Source organism: Candidatus Electronema sp. JM (assembly GCF_048287415.1).
In the GTDB taxonomy this organism is placed as follows: domain Bacteria; phylum Desulfobacterota; class Desulfobulbia; order Desulfobulbales; family Desulfobulbaceae; genus Electronema.
Window position 1 is genome coordinate 38,625 of sequence record NZ_JBLWEN010000012.1, and the last position, 20,127, is coordinate 58,751.

Annotated in this window: 15 protein-coding genes; 8 read left to right on the top strand and 7 right to left on the bottom strand. The window is 57.6% G+C overall.

Going from position 1 to position 20,127, the window contains the following annotated elements:
• Window positions 1–26: 26 nt before the first annotated feature.
• The 5 genes from cysS to ACNKH6_RS02810 all read right to left on the bottom strand — a co-directional run bounded on the left by cysS (window position 27) and on the right by ACNKH6_RS02810 (window position 5,423).
• Window positions 27–2,378, bottom strand: coding sequence for a cysteine--tRNA ligase (gene cysS, locus ACNKH6_RS02790; protein WP_417914025.1), 2,352 nt, complete (start codon window positions 2,376–2,378; stop codon window positions 27–29).
• Between the two features lie 38 nt (window positions 2,379–2,416).
• A complete protein-coding gene (locus ACNKH6_RS02795; RefSeq protein ID WP_417914026.1) occupies window positions 2,417–3,013 on the bottom strand; it encodes a hypothetical protein in 597 nt (198 codons plus the stop codon).
• A 236-nt stretch (window positions 3,014–3,249) separates the two neighbouring features.
• Window positions 3,250–3,861, bottom strand: coding sequence for a hypothetical protein (locus tag ACNKH6_RS02800; protein WP_417914027.1), 612 nt, complete (start codon window positions 3,859–3,861; stop codon window positions 3,250–3,252).
• A gap of 3 nt (window positions 3,862–3,864) precedes the next feature.
• Window positions 3,865–4,416, bottom strand: a complete 552-nt coding sequence (locus ACNKH6_RS02805) for an RNA 2'-phosphotransferase (RefSeq protein ID WP_417914028.1) — start codon at window positions 4,414–4,416, stop codon at window positions 3,865–3,867.
• Entirely contained in the window at window positions 4,413–5,423 is a 1,011-nt protein-coding gene (locus ACNKH6_RS02810; protein ID WP_417914029.1) for a ferritin-like domain-containing protein, read from the bottom strand. Before ACNKH6_RS02810 ends, ACNKH6_RS02805 begins: the two co-directional genes overlap by 4 nt.
• Before the next feature lie 385 nt (window positions 5,424–5,808).
• Here ACNKH6_RS02810 and ACNKH6_RS02815 point away from each other — a divergent pair, with 385 nt between their 5' ends.
• The 7 genes from ACNKH6_RS02815 to tilS are packed head-to-tail and all read left to right on the top strand — an operon-like array spanning window position 5,809 to window position 16,730.
• Entirely contained in the window at window positions 5,809–6,255 is a 447-nt protein-coding gene (locus ACNKH6_RS02815) for a response regulator (RefSeq protein WP_417914030.1), read from the top strand.
• A 2-nt stretch (window positions 6,256–6,257) separates the two neighbouring features.
• Window positions 6,258–7,901 carry an MASE3 domain-containing protein gene (locus ACNKH6_RS02820; RefSeq protein ID WP_417914031.1) on the top strand — a complete coding sequence of 548 codons (1,644 nt, stop codon included), beginning with the start codon at window positions 6,258–6,260 and terminating at the stop codon, window positions 7,899–7,901.
• Window positions 7,901–10,138 (top strand): response regulator, encoded by a 2,238-nt coding sequence (locus tag ACNKH6_RS02825; RefSeq protein WP_417914032.1) that lies wholly within the window; start codon window positions 7,901–7,903, stop codon window positions 10,136–10,138. The genes ACNKH6_RS02820 and ACNKH6_RS02825 overlap by 1 nt, the downstream gene beginning before the upstream one ends.
• A 7-nt stretch (window positions 10,139–10,145) precedes the next feature.
• Window positions 10,146–13,067: a chemotaxis protein CheB gene (locus ACNKH6_RS02830; protein WP_417914033.1), complete on the top strand. Its 2,922-nt coding sequence runs from the start codon at window positions 10,146–10,148 to the stop codon at window positions 13,065–13,067.
• A gap of 11 nt (window positions 13,068–13,078) precedes the next feature.
• Complete coding sequence (locus ACNKH6_RS02835) at window positions 13,079–15,262, top strand: sensor histidine kinase (protein ID WP_417914034.1); 2,184 nt, start codon at window positions 13,079–13,081, stop codon at window positions 15,260–15,262.
• Window positions 15,259–15,723: a response regulator gene (locus tag ACNKH6_RS02840; protein ID WP_417914035.1), complete on the top strand. Its 465-nt coding sequence runs from the start codon at window positions 15,259–15,261 to the stop codon at window positions 15,721–15,723. The genes ACNKH6_RS02835 and ACNKH6_RS02840 overlap by 4 nt, the downstream gene beginning before the upstream one ends.
• Window positions 15,720–16,730: a tRNA lysidine(34) synthetase TilS gene (tilS, locus tag ACNKH6_RS02845; protein WP_417914036.1), complete on the top strand. Its 1,011-nt coding sequence runs from the start codon at window positions 15,720–15,722 to the stop codon at window positions 16,728–16,730. The genes ACNKH6_RS02840 and tilS overlap by 4 nt, the downstream gene beginning before the upstream one ends.
• Here the strand turns inward: tilS and ACNKH6_RS02850 are convergent.
• Both ACNKH6_RS02850 and ACNKH6_RS02855 read right to left on the bottom strand, forming a co-directional pair.
• A complete protein-coding gene (locus tag ACNKH6_RS02850; RefSeq protein ID WP_417914037.1) occupies window positions 16,727–18,991 on the bottom strand; it encodes a cyclic nucleotide-binding domain-containing protein in 2,265 nt (754 codons plus the stop codon). The genes tilS and ACNKH6_RS02850 overlap by 4 nt on opposite strands.
• A 105-nt stretch (window positions 18,992–19,096) precedes the next feature.
• Complete coding sequence (locus ACNKH6_RS02855; RefSeq protein WP_417914038.1) at window positions 19,097–19,696, bottom strand: Maf family protein; 600 nt, start codon at window positions 19,694–19,696, stop codon at window positions 19,097–19,099.
• A 36-nt stretch (window positions 19,697–19,732) separates the two neighbouring features.
• Between ACNKH6_RS02855 and ACNKH6_RS02860 the strand changes: the two genes are divergently transcribed.
• On the top strand, window positions 19,733–20,020 hold the full coding sequence (locus ACNKH6_RS02860) for a helix-turn-helix domain-containing protein (RefSeq protein WP_417914039.1): 288 nt from the start codon (window positions 19,733–19,735) through the stop codon (window positions 20,018–20,020).
• Window positions 20,021–20,127 lie beyond the last annotated feature (107 nt).

The window sequence follows — 20,127 nt, forward strand, 5'->3', positions numbered from 1 at the left end:
AAATATACCGCGCTGGTCAGCGAAAATCAACCCTCATTTCGGTCTGCCTTGCCGCAGGCGCGGCAGGCTTCGTTCTGCTCCCAGACCGGGCCGCTGGCGGTGTCGTGCACGGTCACGCCCCGGCGGAGCAGCTCGGCTCTGGCCGCGTCGGCGGCAGCCCAGTCCTTGCGGCGGCGGGCCTCTTCGCGCTGCTGAATCAGGCGGTTGATCTCCGGGGCTAAGGCGCATTCGTCCAAGCGCAGGAAGCCGAGCACCAGATTCATCCGGCGCAGGCAGGCGAAGACCGCATTCTTCTGCTCCAGATCAATCGTCCGCGTCAGCAGGGCCGGGTTGGCCTTTTTGATGAACTCGAACAATGCGCCGATGGCCCCGGAAATATTGAGATCATCATGCAGAGCCGCTGCGAACTGCGCCTCCAGCTCGGCGGTGAGCGGGCCAAGTGCCGGATTTGGCAGGCCGGGCGGCAGGCAGAGCAGCTTGCGGGTGAATTCATCAATTCGTTTCAGGGCGTTGCGGAAGGCATCGAGCTTTCTCCAGCTGAATTCGATGGACTTGCGGTAATGCACGCCCAAGAGCATGAAACGGATTTCCCGCCCGCTGTAGCCTTTATCCAGCACCTCTTGCAGCGTGACCACGTTGCCGGATTCTTGGGCCATTTTTTTGCCATTATGGAGCAGCAGGCCGGAATGCAGCCAATACTGCGCCAGCGGCTTGCCGGTCAGCGACTCAGCAATGGCGATTTCGTTCTCGTGATGCGGGAAGAGCAGCTCTTGGCCGCCGGTGTGGATGTCAATGGTCTCGCCAAGATGCCGGGTGGACATGGCTGTGCATTCGATATGCCAGCCGGGCCGCACATTGCCCCAGTCCGTGGCGAAGAAGATGCCTTTCTTCAGCTCGCCAAGAGTGGAACGCTTGAGCAGGGTGAAATCGCGGGGATTGTCTTTGTCGTAGTTGTCGAGGTCAACCGTGCAGCCGGTCTGGATCTTGCTCAGGTCAATCCCGGACAGCCGCCCGTATTTCTTGAATTTCGAGATGTCGAAATAAATTGAGCCGTGCTTTTCGTAAGCATAGCCCTTGTGGATGAGCTTGTGCGCGATCTCAATCATCTCGGCCACATGCTCTGAGGCGCGGGGATAGCCGGAAAAGTCGTTGATGCCGAGAATGCCCATCGCCTCGCGGAAAAGGGAGATATGGCGTTCGGTGAAGGCGGCCAGCGGCTGCCCGGCTTTCTCAGCACCCGCAATGGTCTTGTCGTCCAGATCGGTGAAGTTCATGAACGATTTGACCTCGAAGCCGCTGAAGCGCAGATGTCTGATCATCAAATCCGCTGTCACCATGCGGCGGCAGTGCGCCAAATTCGGCGGCTCGCAGGCGGTCGGGCCGCAGGCGTAGAAGGTCACGCTTTTCGCATCCGCAGGCTTGAAGACCTCCTTCTTGCGGCTCATCGAGTTGCAATAGCGGATTTTCCCTTCCTGGCTTTCCTCCTTCTCCTTGCGGACAAAGAGAGTCGTGCTCAGATAGCGCTCGCCGCCGTCCGGGAAGATCGCCACGACATAGCTGCTCTTGTCCTTGGCCGCCTGCTCCATGGCCGCAAACATCGCCGCGCCAGAACTCATGCCGACCAAGAGGCCCTCGCGCTGCGCCAGCAAGCGGGCGGTACGGAAGGCATCCTCGTCCGCCACATTGACGATCTGATGCGGCAGGGTCTTGTCAAAAATTTCAGGCCGGTAGGACTCCTTCATGTTCTTGAGTCCCTGAATCTTGTGCCCGTAGTACGGCTCCACCGCGACCACCCGCACTTCCGGGTGATGCTCGCGGAACCAGCGCGACAGCCCCATTGCCGTGCCTGAGGTGCCCAGCGTGGTGACGATGTGCGTCACCTTGCCCTCGGTCTGCCGCCAGATTTCCGGGGCCGTGCTCTTGCAGTGCGCCTGCCAGTTGGCCGGATTGTTGAACTGGTCGGTGAGGAAATACAGCTCCGGCTGGGCAAGGGCGAGGGAATAGGCTTTCTCAATCGCGCCGTCGGTGCTGCGCCGGGCCGGAGTGAGGATCAGTTCCGCGCCGTAGGCCCGCATGATCTGCCGCCGCTCCATGCTCGCCGATTCCGGCATGACCAAGCAGCAGCGGTAACCCTTGGCCGCGCAGACCATGGCAAGGCCGATGCCGGTGTTGCCGCTGGTGGCTTCGAGCACGATTTTGTCCGGGGTCAGCAGGCCGCTTTCCTCACCAGTCTCGATCATGTTCAGCGCGGGCCGGTCTTTCACCGAACCACCGGGGTTCATGGCTTCCAGCTTGGCGTAGATTGCGCCGCCTTCAGGCGATGCCAGCCGCCGCAGCGGGACTATGGGCGTGTTGCCGATCAGGGAGAGGAGGTTCATCAGAACAAGAGCGGAAATGCTTGGTTTGGGCGTAAGCGTCACGACCGAGAGCGACCCATTCGCTTCCAGCGTGATTCTGGCCTGTTGTCGGTGATCTCGCGGAATGACTCGAAGGCTTCTATCGCTGAAGGCTCGCGGACGCTATGTTGCGCTAACATTACTCCGAGCAGTGTTGCTAATCTCTTGAACTCCAAATAGTCTGGATGATCCGATGCCCCGTATGATATCCTCACCCGTTCTTCGATTCGTTCACGAAGGACTTGGTAGGCTTGCCGGAGATTACCCAAATCTACGCGCTCATGTTGGGTCAGGATGCGTTCAGCAGCGATTTTGAGCAGAACCGACTCCAAAGCTCCCTCGGCTCGGCACGCACGTTCACGGAGTTCTTGGCGGCGAGTCTTCAATTCATCCGGTGAGGACTCGCCTTCCATCAGCGTGTGATTCCAGTCCTTCCATATCGCGCAGAACTCGCCGTAGCTGGAGTAAAAGGTGTTGACAAGTGCCAGTTCATGTTCTCGTTTCTTCTGTCGCTCGGCCCATTTCGCCGAGATTCGTTGGCCGATCAGCGCAGCCAGCACAAGTGATACGGCTGGGCCGACGGTGTTCAAAATCACCTTTTCAAGAAAATCAAGCATTCCTCGTAAGCACTCCGCCGCCAAATAAAGAATTATACAGAACCATATGTCCTGCAGGTTCAGGATGATATACAGAAAAATTACAGTGTCCTAACCAGCCAGCTTACAGAGCATACCAAATCAACAGCGAAAACCCCACAACGCAACAGGCAGCTTCTGCTCCATGCCAGCATGAATTTTGCCCCGCCGCTGTCATCCCGCAGCGTTACTGCCGACTCATGCAAGAGCAGTCCTGCTTATGGCTCCAGAATGCCGATCAAGATGCGGAACAGCAGTTCCATGTCAGAAGGAATGCGCAGAACATCAATGTCTTTTGCGATGATTTTCTTTTCCCGCTCAAGGCTGCCGAACTGCCAGATATTGCCGACCGTCACCGCTCCGTAGAGAACATCTTGCGGAATATCCTCAAAATATTTCTCCAGCGCAATCAGCTCAACTGCAAGCTGCGTGAAGCCTTTCTCCATATCGGCATTCTTTGCCTCAATAACAATAAATTCCTGTTTTGAGCGAATGAGATAGTCAATATTTCCTTTTAGCTGTTCGTTGACATAAACAGGATATTCAATATCCATATTCATATCAACGTAGTCCATCAGCTCTAGCAGAACAGGGGCGATCAGCACTTCTCGTTTCGCCGCTTCAGAGGTAAGCGATATCCGAGGCAATTTTTTATACAAAGAAGCCTTGAGCTTCTCTATGTCCGCTGCTGTCTTGCTCTTCGGCAAATTGATCTTCCGCAGCTCATACGTATAGCCGAATTCAGCGGCAATGTCCTTGGTCGGATAACTGAAGTTGAAATAATCAAAAAAACTGTAACTTTTGCTCTGCTGCAAGATTGTTTTGCGCATTTTCTATTGCTCTCCAGCAACGCTGATATATTCGGCAGGAACATGCCGCGTCAGCCAAACTTTGTTCTCTGACAAAAAGAATGCGCAGCCATCCTTGTGCATTCTTGCCACATCAATTCGCAGAATCACCGGTTTTCCATGCCGCGCGCCAACCTGCAAGGCGGTTTCTGCATCTGCTGACAAATGCACATGCTGCCGCACTCCGGGCAGCAGTCCTTTTTCTTTGATAGATGGCAAAAATCTGCTCGCTGTTCCATGAAACAGACAAGGCGGCGGCACTTGTTCCGGCAAATGCAGATCAACCGGGATCGAATGACCTTGATTCGCCCGAATGCAGGTTCGGTCTGCTGTCAGAAAAAATCGCTGTTTGTCATTCGTCTGCACGATGCTGCAAATCACCTCGTGCGAAAGGACGATGTTCTTTGCCGCCGCTTTCGCAATCAGCTCATTGATATCAGTCCAGCCTTCAGCGTCGAGCCGCAGGCCGATCAGCTCCGGCTTGTGCCGCAGCACCAAGCTGAGAAATTTGCTGATTTCTTCCGGCGACTGCATCATTCGCCAACCGCCGCCAGATCAAACCAGTTTGGAATCACCCCGGCCTTCCAGCAAGCCCGCGCATTGGCGACCAAATTTTTCATCACGCCTTGCACTGCGGCCCACAGCGCGTCGCTGCCGCCAAAATTGACTCCGCCATTCGTCCAGAGCGTTTCCAGCATCAGCAAAAATTGAAAGAAATTCTGCTGTAATGGCTTATTTATCGGGTCATTTGGCCGCTCCACACCACTGAAGACCTCCGGCAGCCTGCCATTTTTCAGTTTGAGGAAGCGGCCAAAATGCGCGTAGCCATTGTACGGCTCCGGGTCGTTGGGATCGTGCAGCAGGCGGTAGTAGGGCGGGATGGGAAAATTGTGCTCCGTCCACGGCGGCGACTTCAGCACGCCGTCAAGAATATGCCCCTCGCCCTGATTGGTCACTGCCTGCACCGCGTTGCGGGCATCCGCGTAATTCGATATAATCTGGGGAAAATGCTGCTCCGGCCAGTGCGCCTGCTGATGCCGGGTGTCCCAGCTGAACTGCTCCGCGCCCACCTGCCGGATGCCGATAATCAGGCCGTCGTACATCTCGCCGATGGAGCTGTAAGGATGCTGCGGCGTGCTGTGGTCAACCGCCATGCCTTCCGGGATTTCCTCTGGATTTTCGATGTCCAGCATGATGTTCAGCCGCTCGTCGTCCAGCGGCCCCAGCGTCGCATTGAGAAAACCGCGCTCGCCGGTCTCCGGGTCATAGGGCTTGATGTGCGGCACGTCCGCGCCGTACTGCGGCGGCTTGAAATTTGGCGGTGTGTCCAAGGCGACGCAGAGATTGGCGGCGAGCTGAAGATGCAGCATTTCCTCTGCCGCCACACTGAAGATGATTTGTGCGGCCTCGCTCCTTCTGTCCTTGATTGAGGTCATTGCGGTGAGGTACAGCGGCAGGGTGTACAGCTCGACGGCGGCGGCAGCCTGCGCGTGCTCTTGAACAAGCTGTTTGGTCCATACTTTTGCAGCGTTCTGACTGGTCATGGCAGTTCTCCTGAGCAGGCGGGGCGGAAGCGGTATTCCTTCCGCAGCACAGTATAGCGTTCCAGAACAGCAAACGTCAAGGCAAGTCTTCAAGCGATATTGACCAGTTGCCGAATGAGACCGCAGCCGGTTTGACAAGGGGGGATTTTTTTGGTAATGACAAGGCCGCTGTTCACGAGAAGATGCCCGCTGACAACGTTGAGAAAAAAATGCCCCGCAGAATGTATGGCCAGACAGCGATTGTTCTTTTTTTGCTGGCGATTTTCGGGCTGGCGGTGCTTGCCGTCGGCATCGGCCTGACGTGGTGGTTTGTCCTGCCGCCGTCCTGAGTCTGCGCCTTGCCATCCCCTTGCGCCCGCCGTATGATGAAAGGAGGGCAGAGGTCTTGCGCAGGCTCCGCCCGGACAAGACCTCCGCCATAAACGGAACTTGCTGCGACAAGGACGGTGACAGCATGGCAGAAGGCAGGCCGCAGACTATTTTGGTCATTGATGACGATTTCGCCAACCGCCGGGTGCTCCAGCTCCTGCTGAAGCGCAACGGCTATGTGGCAGTTCTGGCTGGCGATGGCTGCGCCGGGCTGCGGCTGGCCCGCGAGACGCAGCCAGACTTAGTCCTGCTGGATTTTTTCATGCCTGGCGAGGACGGGTTCGAGGTGCTGGCCCAATTCAAAGCTGATTCTGCTCTGCGGGATATCCCGGTGGTCATTTTCACCGTGCTGGTGCGGGAGGAATCCGAACGGCAGGCGCTGGAGCTGGGCGCGGCAGCCTACGTCACCAAACCCTTCGACATTGACGAGGTGATCACCTGCATCCGCCGCATTCTTCCCTGATTGTGGATTCGGAACGGTTCGTTGAAAACGTGCCGTTCGGGCCGCCAGCGCAGGGCATGTCCTCCGGCAGCCACGAAGAGCGTGTCTGTGTACGGATTGCTCTGCTCATTTCGTTGACTGGACTGATCGCAGTCAGCCAGTATAATTATCTGCTTTTCCATAACTTGGCCGAAATCTACGGCATTGCGGTGCTGTGGGGGATTTTTTTTGTCACCTGGAGCGCACGGCACCTGATGCGCAACAGCTATCTCTGCATCCTCGGTGTGGCCTGCCTGTTCATCGGCTTCCTCAATCTTCTTCACATGCTGGCCTATAAAGGCATGGGCGTGTTTTCTTTCTGCGCCCCTGATTTAGCCACCCAACTCTGGGTGGCTGCCCGCAGTCAGCAGGCCTTGGCGTTTTTCGCAGCTTCACTCTGTCTTTTCTGGCCTGAACTGGAAATCAAGGCGACCTTGCCCGCCGCTGTTTGGGGAGGATTCACCGTGCTCTGCACAGTCCTGATTTTCAGCCGTCATTTTCCTGCCTGCTTTATCGAAGGAGAAGGGCTGACCTTGTTCAAAAAGACCGGTGAGATCACTGCGGCCTTCCTGCTTGCTTCTTCTGCGCTGCTGACGTGGAACAGACGGGAACAGATGGACCGAGGTGTGCTGCGCTTGCTGTTCACAGCCCTTTTGCTCACCATCGCCGCCGGTCTGATGTTTATCTTTTACACCAAAGTGAATGGCCCGGCCAACATGCTTGGCCATCTCTTCAACCTTGGCTCAACCTATTTTGTTTTTCGCGCCTTCATCCGCACCGGCATCACCACGCCGCAGCGGCTGCTTTTTTTTGAACTGAACCGCAGGCAGATGGAGCTGGAGCAGATCAAAAGCGGCTTGGAACAGCAGGTGAGCGACCGAACGCATGATTTAGAGAGAAAAAACAGCGAGCTGGAGGCGGTCAATCAGCGGCTGAATGAATTCGCCTACAGCATCTCGCACGACCTGCGCGAGCCGCTGCGGGGAATGCACAATTTTGCCCATTTTCTTGCCGAGGATTACCGCGACAAGATTGATGCGGACGGTCGCGAAATGCTGGACGGCATTATGCGGATGGCCCGGCGGCTCGACGCGCAGGTGCTTGGCATTCTCCAATATTCCCGCATCGCCCGGCTGGATTTGGAGCTGCGTCCGGTCAATCTTGACCGGCTGCTGGATGAAGCATTGGACAGCCTGCGCGACCTGATCAGCGCGAACAAGGTGCGGATTGAGCGGCCTGAACCATTGCCGGAACTGCTCTGTCATGCCGAGTATGTCCGCGAAGTGTTCCATAATTTGATCAGCAATGGCATCATCTACAACGAGCGGGCGGAGAAAATCATCACCGTCGGCTGGCATCCGCCCGGCAGGCTGCCGCCGGACGCGCCGCTTGCCGCTGCGCCAGTTTTTTTCATCCGGGACAACGGCATCGGCATTCCTGAGAAGCATTTTCAAAAAATCTTTGGTATATTCAGAAGACTGCACGGCCAAGACAAATACGGGGGCGGCACCGGTCTGGGCCTGACCATCGCCCGGCAGGTGATTGAACGGCACGGCGGCCAGATCGCCTTGCAATCGGAGCTTGGCCAAGGCACGACTTTTTATTTCACTCTATCCGCCGGAACGTGATGAAACATTTTGCCAACAAAAATGAAACAGTGCGCAGCAGCGAACTGCGGCAGCGGGCTGAAGAAATTGTTGCCTGTTTGGAGCGGAAATCTGTCGCCAGCACCCCGGATGTAAAAAGCCTGATTGAGGAACTGAACATTTTTCACATTGAGCTGGAGATGCAGAATGAGGAGCTGCGCCGCACGCAGGTGGAGCTGGAAAACTCCCGGCGGCATCTGACAGACCTCTTCCAGCACGCGCCCATCGGCTTTCTTGTCCTCAGCCCTGAAGGGCAAATTCGTGAATTCAATGAATTGGCCAGAGAATATTTCGGCCTCTCCGGGCAGATGCTGGCCAAGCGGACGCTGGATTCCTTTGTCAGCCCGGAAACCTTCAATGACTATACTGATGCCCGACAGGCCGTGATCAGCGGCGCGCAAAAAATCACCCAAGTTGACGTGCGTCTCCGCATCACTCCGGCACAGCAGTTTTGGGCGCGGCTGCGCATGGATTTGATTGATGACTACGATCAGGGCCGCAAAATTCTGCTCTGCTCGCTGCGGAATATTGAATCCGAAAAAGCGGCGGAGCAGGTGCTGCTTAATTCCCGCGCCGAGCTGATCAAGCAGATTGAGTTCCGCACCGGCGAGCTGGAGGTTTCTGAGCGCAAATACCAACTGCTCCTCAATCACGCCAGCGATGCCATTTTAGTCAGTCAGGTGGGCAGCACCCTGATTGTTGAGGCCAACGAGCGGGCAGCCTTGCTGTTGGACATGCCAGTGCGCAGCCTGATCGGAACGCGTTTGGACGGCATCTTCTCGGCGGAGCGGGTGCGGCAGTTCTGCGCCCGGCCAGAGGAAAACGGCGGGATGATTGAGACGGCGATTTTCACCCAGCAGGGGAAAATCTCTATTCCAGTGGAAGTCAGCACAGCGATTATTGAATTTGAGGGAACTCAGCTCCTCGTGCAAATTCTCCGCGACATCCGCGAGCGCAAACACGCGGAAGAAGAGCTGCGGCAGGCGAAAAAACGCACCGAGCACGCCAATATGGCCTTGATGACTGCTGCCAACAAGGCCAAGCGGCTGGCGCAGGAGGCACGGGAGGCCAATCGGGCCAAAAGCCGTTTTCTTGCCGCCATGAGCCACGAAATCAGAACGCCGATGAACGCCATTCTCGGCATGACCGACATAGTCCTCAGAACCAGCCTGAACGAGGAGCAGCGGCGCTTCCTTGGCATCGTCCGCAATTCCGCCGGACGGCTGCTTGACCTGATCAACGACATCCTTGATTTGTCGAAGATTGAGGCGGGCAAACTCAGTCTGTCGCCAGTCCCGTTCTGCCTTGAGGAGAGCATGAGGGCAATCTGCGACGAAATACTGGTGCTTGCCGAACAGAAAGGGCTGTACCTGCATTTCGTCATGAAAGGACGGCTGGAGCAGGACCTGCTCGGCGACCTTGGCCATCTCCGCCAAGTGCTGGTCAACTTGCTGGGCAACGCGGTCAAATTCACCGACGAGGGCTGCGTGGTCTTCACGGTCGAGCTGCTGGAGCCACTGCCTGCCGGGCCGCCTGATCCGGCGCGGGTGCGTTTTGTGGTCAGCGATTCCGGCCCCGGCATCCCGGAGGACAAGCAGGCGGCAATTTTTGAAGCCTTTGAGCAGTCGCGCAAAGACAAAGGCGGCACCGGTCTCGGCCTGTCCATCTCCATGCAATTAGTCAATCTGATGGGCGGAATCATCGAGGTGGACAGCGCGCCCGGCAAAGGAAGCTGCTTCTTTTTCACCTTAGTGCTGCCTACGGCCACGCGGCAGAGAGCAACGTCTTCAGTCAAGTCCGGCTGCGGCGGCTTCGCTGTCCGGCGGCCTGCGGCTGGCGAACGGCTGGCGGTGCTGCTGGTGGATGATGTCGAGGCCAACCGGATGCTGGCGAAATACCTGCTGGAGCAGCGCGGCTGGAAGGTGGAGGAGGCCGCCAACGGCAGAGAAGCCCTGCGCCATCTGGAAGGCGGCAGGTACGATCTGGTGCTGATGGATGTGGAAATGCCGGAAATGGACGGACTTGAAGCCACTCGGATCATCCGGGAACGCGAAAAGGCTAGCGGCGGCCATCTGCCGGTGATCGCCATGACCGCACATGCCTTGCGCGGCGACCGGGAGCGGATGCTGTCCTCCGGCATGGATGATTATGTCAGCAAGCCGCTGGTGCTGGAGGATTTCTTCAGCGCTATCGAGCGGCAGATTCAGGTCGGCGGCTGAGGACGGCATGGAGAGCTTGTCCTTTCTGCAAAGCGGCGCTCTGCCGCACGACACCCATGTGGTCGGCATCGGCGCGTCCGCAGGCGGTTTGGAAGCCCTGATCCGTTTTTTCAGCCAGATGCCAGCGGACAGCGGCATGATCTTTGTGGTGGTGCAGCATCTCTCGCCCAACTGCCGGAGCATGATGGGCGAACTGCTGGCCAGCCACACTGTGATGCGGATCTTCGCTGCGGAAAACGGCATGATGACGGAGCCGAACTGCATTTATCTCCAGCCGCCGCAGACCCATCTTAATCTTTTCAACGGCAAGCTGCTGCTGGATGATTTTGCTGGCCAGCGTGGCATGCACCTGCCGATAGATTATTTTTTCCGCAGCCTTGCCGAAGACCGAAAAGAAAAAGCGGTGGCGGTCATCCTTTCCGGCACGGGCAGCGACGGCAGCCGTGGCCTGCCGTCAATCCGTGAAGGCGGCGGTCTGATTCTCGTGCAGGAACCGGCGGATGCAGGCTTTGACGGAATGCCGGGCAGCGCCGCCGCCACCGGCCTTGCCGATTACATCTGCCCAGCAGCGGAAATGCCTGCCAAAATCGCCGAATACATCCGCCATCCTTTTATCCGGCGGCGGACAGATGCCGTTTCTTCCGACGAGGAAGCGGCCCTGACCAGAATCGTCGCCTTGCTGCGCAGTCAAGCCAGCATTGATTTCACCCAGTACAAGCCCTTCACCGTCATCCGCCGGATCACCCGGAGAATGGCTCTGGCCCGCTGCGCCAGCCTGCATGATTACGCCGAATTTCTAATCCCCCGGCCCAGCGAGGTGAGCCTGCTTTGCCGCGATCTCCTGATCGGCGTGACCAAATTTTTCCGCGACCGACGCGAATTTGAATATTTTCGGGAAAAAATCATCCCGCTGATTTTTGAAAATGCGGACGGGAGGGAGGAAATTCGGATATGGGACGCAGGCTGCTCCACTGGCGAGGAAGCCTACACCATCGCCATGCTGTTGCATGATTTTCAGACCCGCCGGTTGGCAGAAAAGAAAATTAAGATCAAAGTCTTTGCCACCGATTTAGACCAGCTCGCGGTGGAAAAGGCGGCCCGAGGCTTCTATCCTGACGGCATTGCGGCCGATCTGCCGCATGAGCTGCTGGAACGCTACTTCAGCCGGGTTGAAAACGGCTTTGTCGTCCGGCGGCATATCCGCGAACTGGTAATTTTTGCCCGGCAGAACATCCTCAGTGATCCGCCCTTCACCCGCCTTGATCTGGCGGTGTGCCGCAATCTGCTCATCTACCTGCTGCCAGCCCAGCAGAAGGAAGTGTTGAGCATTTTTCATTTTGCGGTCAAAGAAGGCGGCTTTCTTTTTCTCGGCAGCAACGAGACGGTGATGGACGCGGCAGAATGCTTTACTGCCATGGACCGGCAGATCAAAATCTACCGGCACACAGGCCGGGGCAATCTGCCGATGACCAGCAAAATCCGCAGCATCCGCAAAGCTGCCCCAGCCGGAAAAATTCAGCCGCCAGACAGCAGCCTCGGCCAGCGGCATCTTGATCTGGCCCGCAGACTGGAGCTGCGCGAAGCCTACTATCAGCGGGTCATCAGCAGGCTGGCCTCGGCCTGTTTGGTGGTCAGCAGGAGCGGTGAGATTATTGAGACTTTTGGCCGCACTGACCTGCTTCTCCAACCGCAGCCGGGCCGGATCACGCTGACCCTGAGCCGGATGCTGGCCCCGGAGCTGATGCTGCCAGTCACCAGCGCGATCCGGGCGTGTCGGCAGGAGGAATACGGCGAAGTGGTGTACGACAGCATTCGGGTCAGCGGCAAACACAGCTGCCGTTGCCTGCTTCGGGCCGTGTTCCTGCCGGAGGATGACCGCATTTTGATCGCTTTGGAGGAACTGCCTGCCAGCAGTCAGAGCGAAGACGGCGGCATCAAAAAGGCGGACGAAGAAATCCGGCGGCATGTTCTTGATCTGGAGCGGGAGATTCAATTCACCCGCGAAAGCCTGCAAGCTGCGAACGAGCAGCTGCAAACCTCAAATGAGGAGCTGCTGGCATCAAACGAGGAACTGCTGGCATCAAACGAGGAATTGCAGAGCACCAATGAGGAACTAAACTCGGTCAACGAGGAATTGAGCACGGTCAATACCGAATATCAAAGCAAAATTCTGGAGCTGACCGAGCTGTACAACGACATTGACAACCTGTTTTGCAGTGCCGACATCGGCTTTATTTTTGTTGACCGCCAGCTCCGCATCCGCAAATATACTCCGGCTGTCTGCCGGGTGATCAACCTGATGGAGCAGGATGTGGGCCGCTGGATCAGCGACATGGCCGCGCCGCTGCTCGGCGATGTGGAGCATGAATTCAACAGCTTGCTCGGCACGCGGAAAAAACGGGAAAAGGTGGTGCGGCATGATGCGGACAACTGGTATTTAGTGCAGTTTATTCCGTATATTGATGACACCAACGAAGTCAGCGGCATGGTGATTTCCATCGTCGATGTCAGCGGGCAGAAACGGGCCGAGGAAGCCCTGCGCCAGTCGAGCGAGATTTTGGAGCAAATTTTAGCCGCCAGCCCTGCGCCGACCATGATGGTGACAGAAGAAGGCATCATCTGCTTCGCCAACGAGGTCGCCTCGGTCCTGTTCGGCGCGCCTGCCAAGGACTTGGTCGGGCTGCCGCTCTGCTCCCGCCAGTTCAGTTTCACGGACCTTGACGGCACCATCTTTTCCGAGGCGGCGGATTTTGTCCGTTTGGCCGGGACGGACGCAGACAAAGGCGAGCCGTTAGTCATCCGCTTGAAGGGCAACTCCGGGCGGCAGGAATATTTTCTCACGGTCAACGCCCGAACGCTGTCCGCAAAAAACAGCAAGCTGAACGGGGTGGTCTTGACCTTCACTGAAGTAGCCCGCCACCAGAGCTGAGGAGGCTCGGCATGACGGACAAACAGAAAACATTGTTTTTGTCGGCAGCAGTTTTGAGCGCGGCCCTTTGCGGCTTTGCCATCGTGACAGTCTGCCTGATCTACCGCACCACGCTGCGGCTTGAGACGCAGCGGCTGGAAGAGATCACGCACAGCCATGCAGTGCTGATTGAAGAATTTTTTCATGCCGCTGAACGGTTCAATGCAGTCAGCCCGCAGGACACCTTAGAAACCGTGCTGACCAGTGTGTTCAACGCCCACCTGCACAAACAGTGTTTTGGGAACAGCGGTGAATTTCTTATTGGCCGATCAGAGCAGGGTCAGATCATCTTTTGGCCAGGGCTGGAGCGTCTGCAAGGAACACTGCCTGCTTCAGTGCCCATGCAGTCGCCTTTAGCCGCGCCGATGCGCCGTGCCTTGGTCGGCCAGACCGGCAGCATGACCGGGCCTGACTATCGGGGCGTGACTGTGCTGGCCGCCTATCAGTGGGTGCCGGAGATGAACATCGGCTTGGTGGCCAAGATTGACCTTGCCGAAGTGCGCAAGCCGCTCGTTCATGCCGCCGCGCAGGCTTGCGGCGCAGCCCTGCTGACCGTGCTGGCTGGCCTGCTCGTTCTGCTCCGCTTCAACCCCTTCCTCAGCCGGCTGGAGGAGGAAAAGATGCGGGCGCAGAACTACCTCGACATTGCTGGCACGATGATCACGGTTTTGGATGAGAACGGCAGAATCAAGCTCATCAACCGCAAGGGCTGCGAAATCCTCGGCGGCGAGCAGGAAGGGCTGGCCGGGCTGTTCTGGGCCGGGCACTGCGTCCAGTCAGGGGATCAGCAGGCGGCGGAGCAGGCGCTCAATCTGCTGTGCTCTGGCGCGCAGGAGCATGTTGACGGCAAAGAATTCCGGCTGCGCCGGATTGATGACAGCGAGCGCGTTGTTGAATGGTCAGGCCGGGTCTTGCGGGACAAGCGCGGCAAAATCACCGGCGTGCTGGCCGCCGCAGCGGACATCACCGAGCGCAAGCAGATTGAGCGCACCTTAAGTGAAGCCAACGAGGCGTTTCAAGCCACCTTTGAGCAGGCGGCGGTCGGCATCGGCCATGTCGCGCCTGCGCCGTCAGGCCGCTGGCTGCTGGTCAACCGCAAACTGTGCGGCATCCTTGGCTATACTGCGGAGGAGCTGCTGCGGATGAACATCCGGGATGTCACCCATCCGGCGGATTTGGAACGGAGTCTCGCCAAGGCGATGGAGCTGGTCAGCAACCCGGAACTGACCACCTATTCGATGGAAAAGCAGTATATCCGAAAAGATGGGGCGGTGATTTGGGTCAACCACACCGTTTCGCTGGTGCGGGACGAGCAGGGCAAACCCAAATATTACATCTCCGTGATTGAGGACATCCAAGCCCGCAAAGAAATGGAAGAATCTCTGCGCGAGCGCACAGAAATGCTGGTGCGCTCGAACAAGGAGCTGGATGATTTCGCCTACATCGCCTCGCACGATCTCAAGGAACCGCTGCGGGGCATCATGAGTTACAGCACCTTTTTGCTGGAAGACTACGGAGCGCAGTTCGGCGGTGAAGTCCGGGACAAGCTGAAGACTATCGGCGATTTGGCCGAACGGCTGACCAATCTCACCGACGATCTGCTGACCTTTTCACGGGTGGGCAGGCTGGAGCTGGCTCACCGCCCGGTCAGTCTGCATCAGCTTGTTGACGATGTGCTGAACACCCTGATGGTCAGCATAGAGCGGGAGAAGGTCAAGGTGCATATTCCCAAACCCTTGCCTACAGTCACCTGCGACGCAGTGCGGATGCGGGAGGTGTATTACAATCTGATCAGCAACGCTGTCAAATACAACGACAAAGCGGACAAGTGGATTGAAATCGGCGTGCTGCAGCGCTGGAACGATCCGGGCCAGACGGTTTTCTATGTCTGCGACAACGGCATCGGCATCCGCGACAAGCACACGGACAAAGTGTTCACCATGTTCAAACGGCTGCACGGCAGCGGCAAATACGGCGGCGGCACGGGCGCAGGCTTGGCTATTGTCAAAAAAATCATTGAGCGGCATGGCGGCCATATCTGGCTGGAAAGCGCGGAAGGAGAAGGCACTGTCTTTTTCTTCACCCTGAGCGAGCAGGAGGAGCATTTGCTCTGGCAGGACGGCGCATCATACTGGGGCGGGAGGACGATGTCATGAGCGGGCAGCTTGAGGATGGCCAGGACATTCTGCTGGTTGAAGACAGCGAGGTGGATTATGAAACCGTGCTCAGGGCCTTTAAAAAAGGCGGGCTGCATAACCGGGTCTTCCGCTGCGGGGACGGCGACGAGGCTTTGGATTTTCTCCATCAGCGTGGCCGCTTCGCTGAAGCTGGGGCTGCGCCGCGCCCGGCCTTGGTGCTGCTGGATTTGAACCTGCCCGGCACCGATGGCCGCGAAGTTTTGGAAGAAATGAAGCACGACGACAACCTGAAGGACATTCCGGTGATCGTCATGACCACCTCGTCGGATCCACGTGACGTGGAGCGGTGCTACAAATACGGGGCCAACAGCTACGTGGCCAAACCGGTCAGCTTTGAGGGCTACATGGAGGCGGTTAAACGGCTGCATTCCTACTGGTTTGAGACCGTCATGCTGCCGCCGCCACCCAGCGGCAGATGAGGCTGGAGCAGCAGTTCCGGCGGCTGCTGACCGGCCCTTGCGGTGTCCGAGCGGGAACAGGCATTGCCGTGGCGGTTTCGGGCGGCCCGGATTCAATGGCTCTGCTCCATCTGCTGGCGGCGGCCAGAACGTCTTTGCAGCTTGAGCTGGCGGCGGTTTGGATTGACCACGGCCTGCGCCCGCTGGAAACTCCACTGGAACAAGAGACGGTCGCAGCAGCGGCAGAACAGTTAGGCATCCCGTTCCTGCTCCGGCAGGCGGCGGTCGCTCCTTTTGCCGCTGAACACGGTCTTTCCATTGAACATGCCGCCCGCGAGCTGCGCTACGCAATTCTGCATGAAGCCGCCCGTACCTGCGGTTTAGACTTGATCGCGCTGGGCCATACTGCCGACGATCAGGCAGAGGAAGTGCTGCTGCGTCTGCTGCGGGGCAGCGGTCGCAAGGGTTTGGCGGGCATGAGCATGAGAAGCGGCACGCTCATCCGCCCATTGCTGCGCACCAGCAAGCAGGAGCTGCTCAATTGGCTGGAACACCGCGGCATTCCGCACTGTTTCGATTCCTCCAACAAGGACCGGAAGTTTCTCCGCAACCGGGTGCGGCACGAGCTGCTGCCTTTTTTGGAACAGCATTTTGACGCTGGCATACGGAATGCCCTGCTGAAAACCGCCGACAGTTTGGCGGCAGACGAGGCTCTGCTGGAAGAACTCAGTGCTGAAGCGGCGGAAAAGGTGCTTCAAGAAGAAGGCGGCACGCTGCGCCTGCTGCGGCAGCCATTTCGCCTCCTGCCGCCCGCCTTGCAGCGGCGCACGGTCGAGCTGCTGCTGTGGCGGCTCGGCAGCCGGGCTGATTATGAGCATATTCTTCTGCTCATTGAAGCGGCCCATAATGGCAGAAACCGCAGCGAGCTACACCTCAGTCAAGGCCTGCGGGCCGGAATTTTCGCCGACTGGCTGGAGTTTTCTTATCCTGTAGGCCAACGGGCATGGCGTGGCCGTCTGTTGGCCTAACCGAGCACGGTCTGCAACTCTTCCTGCTCCAGCGCGTCATCAAAGACCAAGCTGATTTTATACTCGCCCATTTCCTCATCCGCAGGCTGAATGGACAGCACCTGTCCCTGCACATTCAATTCTGGAGGATTGCCGATCACAGGGATGGTGATCTGCATGTTGCGGCCTAAGAGGACGCGGATGTGCTTCTGCTGGGCCATGCGGAAGACCATGGACAGGCCGCCACGCGACACATCCGCCAGCCTGCCTTTGAATTTCTGACCGATGGGTTTGCCCGGCGTGTCAAGGACTTGAAAATCCACTTTCCGCGATAAGGCGTAGCGGTCATAGGCGCGGCGGTTGAGGCCTTTGCGCTGGAGCAGGTCACGGATATTGTTGCTGCGATTGTAAAAATCACGCAGCTTATTCTCCAGGCCGGGATAGGCTTCCTTCCAGCGCTCAAAGCAGGCTCGTTTGAGAATAGAAATTCGACTTTCCGTGACCGCGCTGATGCTCACGGTCCAAACTGAGGTGCTGAAAAAATTTTCGCCCGCCAAATCGCCGTCGCTGAGGCTCTTGATGTAAATTTTGCGGTCGTTTTTTTTATAAAAAACCCGCAGCGTGCCGTGATTGATGAAAAACAGCTCGTCGTTGCGCTCGCCTTGGCGGACAAGAATTTCTTCCGGCTCCAAGGAGCGGTTTTCCAGCTCGTGGTAGATGGCGCTGAACTCCTCGGAACTCAGCTCATGCAGCAGGTTGGACCAGATGTCGAGATAACCGCGCACCTGCACGCCGCTTTTTGCTTCCTCAATCAGCTCGGCAGATTGAATAATTTCGGCGATGGCATTGGGATTGATCTCGCTGAAGCGTTCGCGCAGCCGTTCCGCGTTCAGCAGATCGCCTTCTGTCACGCATTCGCTGATCAGCTCGAAAAGCTGGCGGGCGGCAGTGGCCCGGTCGCCGGACATCGCGGTGCGGATGATGCCTGCCTCGCGGGCCGCGAAGGGGTTGTTCTGGGTCGGCACTTCCGACGAAAGGAGCGCAGCAGGGCGTTTATGCTTGCCGCCGTGGCTGATAAGCTGAATCGCCTGCTCCGCCGTCCGCAGCAGGAGCTGTTCCGTCGGCCCGCCCGCCGCGCCCGCATTGGCGGCAATCACTTTGCGCAAGGTCGGCACCGCCTTGACCGAACCGATTTTGCCAAGGCTTTGACAGATCACCGTCTGCAAATTCAGGCCGGTTTTAGTTTTGATCTGCGCGGCCTCGTCAAGCAGGTCAGCCAGCGGCGCGACAAGGCTGCTGTCCGGGATGTCGCCGAGCAGCGTCACCACCAGTTCAACCAACTGCCTCGGCACGGATTTCAGGGCCTTGAGGAAGAAATCTTTTTTGCCCGGCGCGTCAATCCGGCTGGCCGCCCGCAGCACTTCGCCCTTGACCCGGATGTCCTCATGCTCAAGGTACGGAGTCACCTCAGCCAAGCAGGCGGAGCTGCCTTTTTCGCCCAATAGGCGAATGATGTTGCGGATCAGATACCAGTCCGCAGTCTGGCGGAGAAGCTGGCAGAGGCTTTTTTCCGCAGGCAGGCCGATCTCGCCGAAGAGCCTGAGCAGGGCATCCGCCTGATCCTGGCATTGCCTGAGATTTTGCGGCTCCAAGAGAAATTCCGCCGCCGCTCTGCCGAACACGGCGAACAGCCGTCCTGCATCATGCCCTTTCTCTTTATCAAAGAGGTATTCAACCAGCAGCAGCTCCAGCAGAGGCCGGGTGGCCAGATCGCTGACCAGTTGCTCAGTCCGCTCGCGCAGTTTATCCGCAGCGGCAGGGATCGCGTCAGCGGCGGCAAAGATGAGCAAGGCGCGCCGGGCGGAGGCGTAGCGGCCCATTTCAATTTGATACGCCGCAAAGGCGGACAAAGCGGTGATGAGCTGCCATGCGCCGACCTCATTGTCAACCGCCGCCTTCAGAGCGGTTTCCGCAGCAGGCAGGAGTTTGTCCATCCGCTGCCATTCCTGATGGGCAATGAGCAGCTCCAAGGTGTCGGTCAGATAGCAGGCCGCCTTCAGCCGCATTCTCGGATTGCCGATCTGCACCCCGGCAGCAAGCTGCTCCAGCATGGCATCAACTTCACGGCCATTTTTTTCCGCCAGCAAAGCGCAGATGGTTTCCGGCAGAGTGCTGTTGCCGTTCTCCTCCTGACAAGGCTTGTCCGCGTTTGGCTGTTCAGCAGACGCGTTTGTTGCTTCAGCGGTCGGGTCAGAGTCAGCTGCTTTCCAAGTGGCGTTCATAGGGCTGTGTCGGTTGGATGGTCGTCTTGCGCCTGAACAGGCGGCACTGCGCCTTCGCCTAAAAGGATAACATGCTTTTTTTAAAAGACCAACTCGTTTTTCTCGTTACGGTCGCGGGCTGATCACACCATGCCGGAGCAGCAGGTCAATGCAACGATGCAGCGGTAGGCCGATGACGTTGGAGCAGGAGCCGCGCAGCGCATTGACTAAAAACGCGCCGCCCGCCTGAATGCCGTAGGCTCCGGCCTTGTCGAGCGGCTCGCCGGTGCGGACATAAGCTGCCAGAACGGCATCAGAAAAATCGGCAAATGTGACCTGCGTAGTTTCAGTGACGCATTCCGCGCAGCGCTCCTGCACGCAGTTCAGGGCCACGCCGGTGATGACCTCATGCGTCCTGCCCCGGAGCTTGCGGAGTATTTCCAGCGCATGGGCGGCATCCGCAGGCTTGCCGATGATTTCGCCCGCCAGCGTCACCACGGTGTCCGCGCCGAGCACCCAGCTTTCCGGGCGCAGCCGGGCGACTGCTGCCGCCTTTTCCGCTGCCATACGTAGAGCAAAGGCGGCTGGCATTTCGCCAAGCATCGGGATTTCGTCAAGTTCCGCCGGAACAACAGTGAATTGCAGGCCAAGGTCGCTGAGGAACTGTCTGCGCCGGGGCGAGGCCGAGGCGAGAACAAGGGATTTGTTGGGGAGAAATAGAGACATAAGTCACAATTGATACATTGTTTTTTTTAGAGATATATGCTACTGTGTCGCAAGAGAGCTTCATGCCTTGAAGGCAATTCAAAAAAATTTTGGCAAGTCTGTCGACAGAGAATATCGCTGCTGCTTGATGTTCAGGAGTACAGCCCTGCGCAGATTGTTTCGCTCAGGAAGAAATTTAAATTGAGTCAAGCGGCCCTTGCCAGCATTTTCAATATCAGTCTGTCCACGGTGCGGAAATGGGAGCAGGGGCAGAAGAAGCCTGCCGGGGCATCGAGGAAGCTGCTGGATTTGATGGACAGGAAGGGGATAGATGCCTTAATTTAAGGCACCTTTTCTGTCTGTAAAATATCCCAATAGGAGGAGAAAATGAAATATGAAGGATGGCAGCTTGAGTTTATAAATAGCTGCACTGTCATGATGAATAATGGGAA